This is a genomic window from Hungatella sp. SL.1.14 (genome assembly GCF_024460495.1).
GTDB lineage: Bacteria > Bacillota > Clostridia > Lachnospirales > Lachnospiraceae > Hungatella > Hungatella hathewayi.
This window is the reverse complement of the sequence record NZ_JANFYJ010000022.1, coordinates 121,435-129,936: the sequence shown is the minus strand read 5'-3', so window position 1 is coordinate 129,936 and position 8,502 is coordinate 121,435. Positions and strand designations below refer to the sequence as shown.

At 49.2% G+C, this 8,502-nt stretch carries 7 protein-coding genes; 6 read left to right on the top strand and 1 reads right to left on the bottom strand.

Features of this window, described 5'->3' with window-relative positions; translation table 11 throughout:
• Positions 1–131: 131 nt before the first annotated feature.
• The 6 genes from NE473_RS21980 to NE473_RS21955 all read left to right on the top strand — a co-directional run bounded on the left by NE473_RS21980 (position 132) and on the right by NE473_RS21955 (position 6,981).
• The gene (locus NE473_RS21980) at positions 132–596 is read left to right on the top strand and encodes an HD domain-containing protein (protein ID WP_055651477.1); all 465 of its coding nucleotides are present in this window, start codon (positions 132–134) and stop codon (positions 594–596) included.
• A 192-nt stretch (positions 597–788) separates the two neighbouring features.
• On the top strand, positions 789–1,766 hold the full coding sequence (locus NE473_RS21975) for a LacI family DNA-binding transcriptional regulator (protein ID WP_039890198.1): 978 nt from the start codon (positions 789–791) through the stop codon (positions 1,764–1,766).
• A gap of 413 nt (positions 1,767–2,179) precedes the next feature.
• Positions 2,180–3,496, top strand: a complete 1,317-nt coding sequence (locus NE473_RS21970; protein WP_055651476.1) for an ABC transporter substrate-binding protein — start codon at positions 2,180–2,182, stop codon at positions 3,494–3,496.
• 85 nt (positions 3,497–3,581) lie between these two features.
• Positions 3,582–4,451 carry a carbohydrate ABC transporter permease gene (locus NE473_RS21965; protein ID WP_022033377.1) on the top strand — a complete coding sequence of 290 codons (870 nt, stop codon included), beginning with the start codon at positions 3,582–3,584 and terminating at the stop codon, positions 4,449–4,451.
• Positions 4,451–5,302, top strand: coding sequence for a carbohydrate ABC transporter permease (locus NE473_RS21960; protein ID WP_022033378.1), 852 nt, complete (start codon positions 4,451–4,453; stop codon positions 5,300–5,302). Before NE473_RS21965 ends, NE473_RS21960 begins: the two co-directional genes overlap by 1 nt.
• A 26-nt stretch (positions 5,303–5,328) precedes the next feature.
• Positions 5,329–6,981, top strand: coding sequence for an alpha-glucosidase (locus tag NE473_RS21955; protein ID WP_055651473.1), 1,653 nt, complete (start codon positions 5,329–5,331; stop codon positions 6,979–6,981).
• A 71-nt stretch (positions 6,982–7,052) separates the two neighbouring features.
• On the opposite strand, the gene NE473_RS21950 is transcribed toward NE473_RS21955, so the two are convergent.
• Entirely contained in the window at positions 7,053–8,408 is a 1,356-nt protein-coding gene (locus NE473_RS21950; protein WP_055651472.1) for an MATE family efflux transporter, read from the bottom strand.
• Positions 8,409–8,502: the final 94 nt, after the last annotated feature.

The following is an 8,502-nucleotide window of genomic DNA, read 5'->3' as shown; positions in this document are numbered from 1 at the left end:
CGCGAGGTCCAAGGAGGAAACCGATATACCGATTGCTCCATCATTATAACAGCTTAAGCAACAAGATGGATAATTCCTTACTGGCTGTAAGGGATCTTAACCATAAATACATTGTAGTAGGAGGAAAAAACGTGAATCGAATTGAGAAAGTGCGGGAAGCTGTTGATGCTGTTCTTTTAAACGTAGCCGACGACGCTGAAAGAAGATGCGGATATGCACATCTGTACGGGGTCTCCCAGGCATGTGTCCTGATCGCTTTAAAGAGAGGTGAAAATGCCGAGCTGGCGGCGACTGCCGGAATGCTTCATGATATTCATACGTATGCTGCCATGGATCCCCGGGATCACGCGCATAAGGGAGCCGCCATGGCCAGAGACTTGCTGGAGGCCATGAAGTGCTTCGAGGCAGGGGAGATTGACGTAATCTGCAGTGCAGTCTATCATCACAGCAGCAAAGAGATAACCCACGCACCGTTTGACGAAGTGTTAAAAGATGCAGATGTGATGCAGCACTGTCTGTACAATCCGCTGTTTGATGTTATGAAGCATGAAACGGTTAGATTTGGGCAGCTGAAGGCAGAATTCGGATTGGCTTAAAGGAAAGGGAAGCGTGCTTCCGGCAGTGATACAGAGGAAAATACTGAAAAATAGCTAAAAATCCTCTCGTGATTTTGTGATGTATCCGTATTGTGAAACAGTTCCATAAATGGTATGATAATACAGAAGAAACCGGCGCTGTGATGATGTCTGGGCCGGAAATTGATGACAGAGATAAAAAGGAGTGGGAAAATGGCAAGTATCAGAGAGGTGGCCAGACTTGCCCGGGTGGCTCCCAGTACGGTCTCCCGCGCACTGAACGGGAGCGGATATGTGGCAGAAGAGACGAAGGAAAAGATCAGAGAAGCCGTGGATGAACTGGATTACGTGCCGAATCAATGGATACGGAATCTTTATCAGCAGAAGACGGGAATCATCGGAGTCATGGCGCCTGAGATCGTCCATCCTTATTTTTCGTCGCTGTGGAGTTTTCTGGAGCTGGAGCTTAATAAATACGGATATAACATGATGCTGTGCAATACATCCGGCAAGAAGGACATTGAACGGCAGTACCTGGATACGCTGGAACGAAACCTGTTTGACGGTATGATTGTCGGAGCGGCCTTTCTTCCGGATAAATACTATGAGCAGATTCAAAAACCCATACTGTCCCTGGACCGGATTATCCCTGGAATTCCCCTGGTGACTTCGGACCATACTCAGGGCGGCTGTATCGCGGCGGATAAGATGCTGGAGAAGGGCTGTAAAAAGGTGCTGAATTTAATCGATCCGCAGGCGAAGACCGTGGCTTCATCCCGCGGCGGATTAAGTTTCATCAGGAAAATGCAGGAAGCGGGGGCGGAGGTCATCACGGAGGAGTTTCTGTGGGATGATGTTATCCACTACCCCAGAAGCATTCAGCGGACGAGAGAGATTCTGGCAGAATACCCGGATTTAGACGGGATTATGGCCAATGACCTCTGCGCGTCATCATTTTTGAAGACCGCGCGGGAACTGAATAGGAAAGTGCCGCAGCAGCTTAAGATTATTGCGTATGACGGGACGTATATTACGGATTTTAACTACAGGACAATCGCGTCGATCCGGCAGGATGTGGCTCTGATTGCGAGGGAAGCTGTCCAGGTTCTGGTGAAGCTGATTAATGGACAGCCTTTGGGGAATGAGGCTGTCTACGTGCCTGTGAGCTATAAGGACGGAGATACTATTTAGGAGTGAAATAAAGTTTTTGATTTTTACTGTTGATTGGATCAAGGGGAATCTGATTGGAACCGCGTCTGACCGGGAACCGAAATTTTTCGGAGGCAGACGCGGTTTTTAGTACAGGAGGAACGGCATTAGTGAAACACAGAGCAGGGGTGCCGCAGGCGATATCCTGTTCCGTGACGAAGATACAGCCGCAAAAGCAGCTGCCTCCGTTCATAAAACTGGCCTTTTTTCGTAAATGTGCAATAAAACGGCGCTTCCTATTTGGTGAAAATGATGATTATAGGAAAAATGTGAAAAAGTACTTGAAAAAATACTTTGAAAGTTGTATATTAAGCACATGGAACAGTTCCACACATTGTGGAACTTTAAAAATAGGAAAATATGGAACAGTTCCATATTTTAAAGGAGGATATTTTATGAAGGCAAAAAGAACAGCGGCACTCGGTCTGGCAGCGGTAATGGCGGCATCACTTCTTTCCGGCTGCGGCGCAGGGGGAAGCAAATCAGCAAAAACAGAGATCACGATTTATCAGAGTAAGATTGAAGCAAACGAGGGATACAAGAAGGCGATCGCGGCCTATGAGGAGTCTCATCCGGATGTGAAGATCAATCTGGAGGCGGTAACCGGCAACGACTTCGCAGCTTCCTTAAAGGCAAAGATGCAGTCCGATCCGCCGACTATCTTTTCCGTGGGCGGTTTCCAGGATTTGAAGGATTACGGCGATATCCTGGAAGATATCTCGGATCTGGAAGTGCTTAAGAACGCGCTGCCGGGAACGACGGATATGTTTACTAAGGATGGCAGGGTGCTTGCGGTTCCGCTTTATATGGAAGGCTACGGATTCGTTGTGAATCGTCAGATGTTTGAGGACGCGGGCGTCGACTTTGAATCCATGATGACCTTCGAGGGCATGAAGGCCGGCTTCGATACGCTGAAGGCAAAGATTGACAGCGGCGAGATGAAGGAAAAGTATCCGAACCTGGAGGCGGTTATGGAGTATCCGACCAAGGAGCTCTGGATCGCAGGCGATCACGATGTGAATGTGGCGCTGACCCACGATTTTGACACGGCAAAGGCTGCTTACGACTCCGCAGTTCTTCCGGGCACCGGTTTTGCCGACTATAAGACGATGGTTGATTTCCAGGCCAGCTACACCACCAACGCGGACAATACCGCAAACTTAAACTCTGTCGATTACACGGCTTCCCTGGAAGGCGGACTGGCGATTGAGCGCGTGGCTTCCATCAAGCAGGGCAACTGGGTAGCTCCGGCGGTAGAGACCACGGATCCGGAAGTGCTGGCGAAGCTGGATATGCTTCCATATTCGGTTCCGGGATATTCAGACGGCAAGTATTTCGTAGGCGTATCCGGTTACTGGGCCATCAACAGCAAGGTTACCGACGAGCAGAAGGCAGCGGCAAAGGATTTCATCAACTGGTTATATTCCGACCCGGCAGGACAGAAGATCGTGGTGGAAGACTGTAAATTCGTTCCTCCGTATGACAACTTTGGTGACTTAAAGGCCGGCGATCCGCTGTCTCAGAGAATCATGGATGCCAATGAGGCAGGAGATACCATGAACGGCTGGGTATACAGCGGAGCTCCCAATACATGGGGACAGCAGGCTGCCGGTGTTGAGGTTCAGAAGTATTTAGCGGGACAGGCGACCTGGGATGAAGTGACGGAGAGCTGTATAAAGCAGTGGGCTTCCATGCGCGAATCTCAGAAATAGGATTACCCGGACCGGTGATGGCAGTGATTTATGCAGGGGGAGAGGCAGTTTCCTCTCCCCGGACAAGGAAGAGGAAGGTGGAATAATGAAAAAGAGCAAAGCAAGATTCTGGATATTTCTGGCCCCTGCATTGATTTCTTTTTCCCTGGTTGTTCTGATTCCAATGCTGATTGGCTTCTTTTACGCCTTTACAGACTGGAATGGAATCGTGGGAAGTGAAATTACATTCGTAGGTTTTCGGAATTTTATTGAAATATTTACGAGAGACAGTTCCTTCATGCATGCGTTCGGCTTTACCGCACTGTTTTCCATCTGCGCGGTGATACTGGTAAATATCGTGGGATTTGCCCTGGCGCTTCTGGTGACGCAGAAGTTTCGCGGCGCGACGCTGCTTCGCGGAATTTTCTTCATGCCGAACTTAATCGGCGGCCTTCTGCTGGGCTTTACCTGGCAGTTCATATTCGTCTCCATCTTCGGGGCCATCTCCAAGGCAACCGGATGGCAGGCACTGAACGGATGGCTTGCCGACCCGGTCACCGGATTTGCGGGACTTCTGATTCTGACGGTATGGCAGCTGTCCGGCTATATGATGATTGTATACATAGCACAGATTCAGCAGATTCCGGAATCCGTTAAAGAAGCGGCCCGCATCGACGGAGCCGGGTTTAAGGATATGTTAAAGAGCATTATTATGCCGCTTATGATGCCGGCGTTTACGATCGGTCTCTTCTTATCCATCTCCAATTCGTTTAAGATGTTCGATCAGAACCTGGCTTTGACACAGGGTGGTCCTTATAAATCAACGGAAATGCTGGCGCTCAACATCTACAATTCGGCATTTGGAGCCAATGAATTCGGATTTGCACAGGCAAAGGCAATTATTTTTATGATCGTGGTGGCGGCTATCGGCGTGACCCAGCTGGTGCTCACAAAGCGGAAGGAGGTAGAGATGTAATGGCAGAGACAAAGAATAGTAAGCGAGATTCCAAAGGGATACAGCGTATTGTGATGGGAATTGCCGGTCTGTTTCTCGGCTGTCTCTTCCTGTTCCCGATCTATATTTTGGTACTGAATTCATTTAAGAATACGAAGGGGATTTTTACCGATGTCATCGGATTCCCGAATGCGGCTACCTTTACTCTGGCTAATTACCCCAATGCATTTGAGGCGCTGGAGTATGTCAGATCCTTTATGAACTCCCTGATGATCACTGTGATCGCAACGGTACTGATTCTGCTCATATCGGCCATGGCGGCGTGGGTTTTGGTTCGCTATAAGACGAAGACCAGCAAGATAATCTTCTTCCTGTTTGCGGCCTCCATGCTGATTCCGTTTCAGTGTGTGATGCTTCCGCTGGTGGGATTTGCCAGCCGCATCGGCATTATGAATCCGCAGGGACTGATCTTTATGTACATGGGCTTCGGTAGCAGCATGTCCATCGTTATGTTCCACAGTTTCATTAAGAACATTCCGGAGGAACTGGAAGAAGCGGCCACCATCGACGGCTGTGGTTCCTTCCGGCTGTTCTTCTCCATCGTAATTCCTCTTATGAGAACGATTTTAATCACAGTTGCGGTGCTGAATGTGATGTGGATCTGGAATGATTACCTGCTTCCCTCCCTGATTATCAACAAGCCGGGCTGGCAGACACTGCCGCTTAAGACTTACCTCTTCTTCGGTCAGTTTGCGAAGCGCTGGGATCTGGCCTCTGCGGGCCTGATTATGTGTATCATACCAATTATCATATTCTATCTGTGCTGTCAGAAATATATCGTAAAGGGCATCACAGACGGAGCGATCAAATAAAAAGTTACTGTTAAAAGGAGAAAACTATGGCGGCAGAATGGTGGAAAAAGGCAGTAGTCTACCAGATTTATCCCAGAAGCTTTAAGGACAGCAATGGAGACGGAATCGGAGATTTAAACGGCATCACGGAAAAGCTGGATTATTTAAAGAAACTGGGAGTGGATGTGATCTGGATCAGCCCGATGTATTGTTCTCCGATGGATGATAACGGGTATGACATCTCTGATTACTATCAGGTAGACCCGATGTTTGGCACGAACGACGACATGGACCGGCTTCTTTTTGAGGCAGGAAAACGTGGTATGAAGGTGATTCTGGATCTGGTGGTCAATCACTGTTCCGATGAACACGAGTGGTTTGTGAAGGCGAAGCAGGACCCGGACTGTGAGGAGGCGGGATACTTCTACTTTAAAAGTCCGGAGGATGGAAAGGAGCCGAACAACTGGAGGTCCAATTTCGGCGGTTCCGTGTGGACGGAGCTTCCGGATGGACGGTGGTATTTCCATACGTTTTCAAAAAAGCAGCCTGATTTGAACTGGGAAAATCCGAAACTGCGGGAGAAAATCTATGAGATGATCAACTGGTGGCTGGAAAAGGGCGTAGCCGGATTCCGGGTGGATGCGATTACGTTTATCAAGAAGGACTTAACCTTTGCGTCACGGGAGACGGAGGATGGCCTTCGCTATCCCATTGAAAATCTGACAGACTATCCGGGAATCGGGGATTTCCTGGCAGAAATGAAGGCAAAATGTTTTGACCGGTACGGCTGCATGACCGTGGCGGAGGCTCCTGGCGTGAGCGGGGACACATTCCGCAGATACGCCGGGGAGAACGGATATTTTTCCATGATCTTTGATTTTACATGGGAGAACATGGAAGGAGAGACGGACAAATCTTCCGTGGAGGCTGTGGAACGATGGAAACAGCGGATTTTGGAAAGCCAGCGTTTTACCAGTGAGGCAGGCTGGAGCGGCCTGTTCCTGGAGAACCATGACCAGTCCCGCTGCGTCAATAAATACCTGGAAAAGGATCAGATTGGATTTGCAGGCGCGTCGGCCATGGCGGTCATGTATTTCTATCTCTGCGGAACCCCGTTTATCTATCAGGGACAGGAGATTGGCATGACCAATGCAGAGTGGAACTCCATCGAGGAGATGGACGATGTGCGGGCAAAGGGGATGTACCGGGAAGCCCTGGAACAGAACGGTGATCCGCAGAAGGTGCTGGAATACTTCGGGGAACTGGGCCGTGACAATGCGCGGACGCCGATGCAGTGGTGTGACGGAAAGAATGCCGGTTTTACGGAGGGCGTGCCGTGGCTGAAGGTAAATGAAAACTACCGGGAGATCAATGTGAAAGCACAGGAGGAACGCGGGGATTCTCTGCTGGCTTTTTATAAAAAGCTGACTGCGCTGCGCCATCAGGAACCGTATGCGTCCGTATTCGCAGAAGGCACGATTCGCCCGGTGCTTAAAGAACTGCCTGCAGTGATTGCCTATGAGCGGGAATGGGACGGACGGATCGTCACCGTGGCCGTGAACTTCAAAAAGACAGAACAGGAGATCCCGGTTGTCGGAGGCAAGTGTCTGCTGAGCAACGAAGGAGAGTTACAGCAGATGGGAGAGCGGTATTTGCTGAAGGCTTATCAGGCAGTGGTGTTTGACGGAATGATTAAATAGAGGCTGGGACGGAAAATCCCGTCTGATACAGAAGAAAGTGCGGTCCATTATCGGACAGCACTTTCTTGCGTTCAAACCACTTCAAACCGTACTTTCTGGTTCCAGAAAGCATCTTTTCGGCAGTATCTCATCAGCAGAAGCCCTGTGACAGCAAGACATATGGCTTCGGACACCAATGGAGACCACCAGATTCCGGCCCCTCCAAAGAGTCTGGTCATGACGATCAGGCAGCCGGCCATCAGGATAAGACCGCGGCCGGCGGAGATGATGAGCGCTTCGGCAGCGCGTTCTACAGAGGTAAAGTAACCGCTGACTGCAATGTTGAAGCCGACCAGCAAAAACGAGGTTGTAAAGATGCGAAATGCAGTCACGGAACTGTCACGCAGAGCCTGCAGCTCCGGGCCGATATAAATATTTACGATACCGCGGGCCAGGATAAAACAGGCGGTAAACGACACCGTGCACATTGCACCTGCAGCAATGAGACTGTACCGGAACAGCGATCTGCACTGATCCAGCCTCTTCTGCCCGTAGTAATAACTGATTAACGGCTGTGCTCCCTGCGCGATTCCGGTAGCTGTCAGAACAACAAGGTTATTGACGTAGGAGATGATGGTGTAGCTGACCAGCGCATCCTGGGTTAAATACATCAGGATTACCTGATTGAAAATAAAGGTCACCATACCGGAGGACATTTCCGTAACACCGGAGGAAAAACCATTGCGCACCTGACGGACCAGGATTCCGAAATCAGGCTTAAAGCGTTTGAAGCTTAATACCCCTTTTCCGCTCAGGAAATGGTGGAGATACAGAACGATCACGGAGGCCTGGGAGAGACTGGTTGCCAGGGCGGCACCCTGTATGCCTTTGTGGAGCACCATTACGAACAGCCAGTCCAGAATACAGTTTTCTACGGCGCCAAATATAACGATCTGAGTTGCCTTTTTGGGGTAACCGTCGGTCTTCAATAAAATTTCAAAGGAGTAGGAGAGCAGATACACACAGGAAAACGGTGCAATCCAGGTTATGTATTGAATTACGTAATCAGCAGTCTGCTGGTTTGGAGCCCCTAAAAAACGGGCAAAGGACTCACGGTTCATCATGACGAAACCTGCAATCACCAGTGAAAAAATCACCTGGAGGACTATATTTTGGGTAAATACTTCACAGGCACGCTGATGGCGGTTTTCTCCCAGCAGTATGGAGACGATTGTGGAAGCTCCCACTGCAAAAAGAAGGGAAAGGGCAAAGAGAAACGCCATAAACGGGTAGGAGAGATTGACTGCCGTCAGTGCGATTTCGTTGACACCCTTTGCGACAAACATGCCGTCTACCATAGAATAAAGGGAATAAACCCATTGGGCCAGAATGGATGGTACGATATAACGGATAAAGTTGCTTTTTAAAGACCTGCCTTCCAGATTCATAATAAAACCTCGCTTTTTTAACTAAAACCTATTTATAAAGATCATGTCAATTATGACAAATATGATTTTAGTATAAACCCTGGTATTGTCCCAG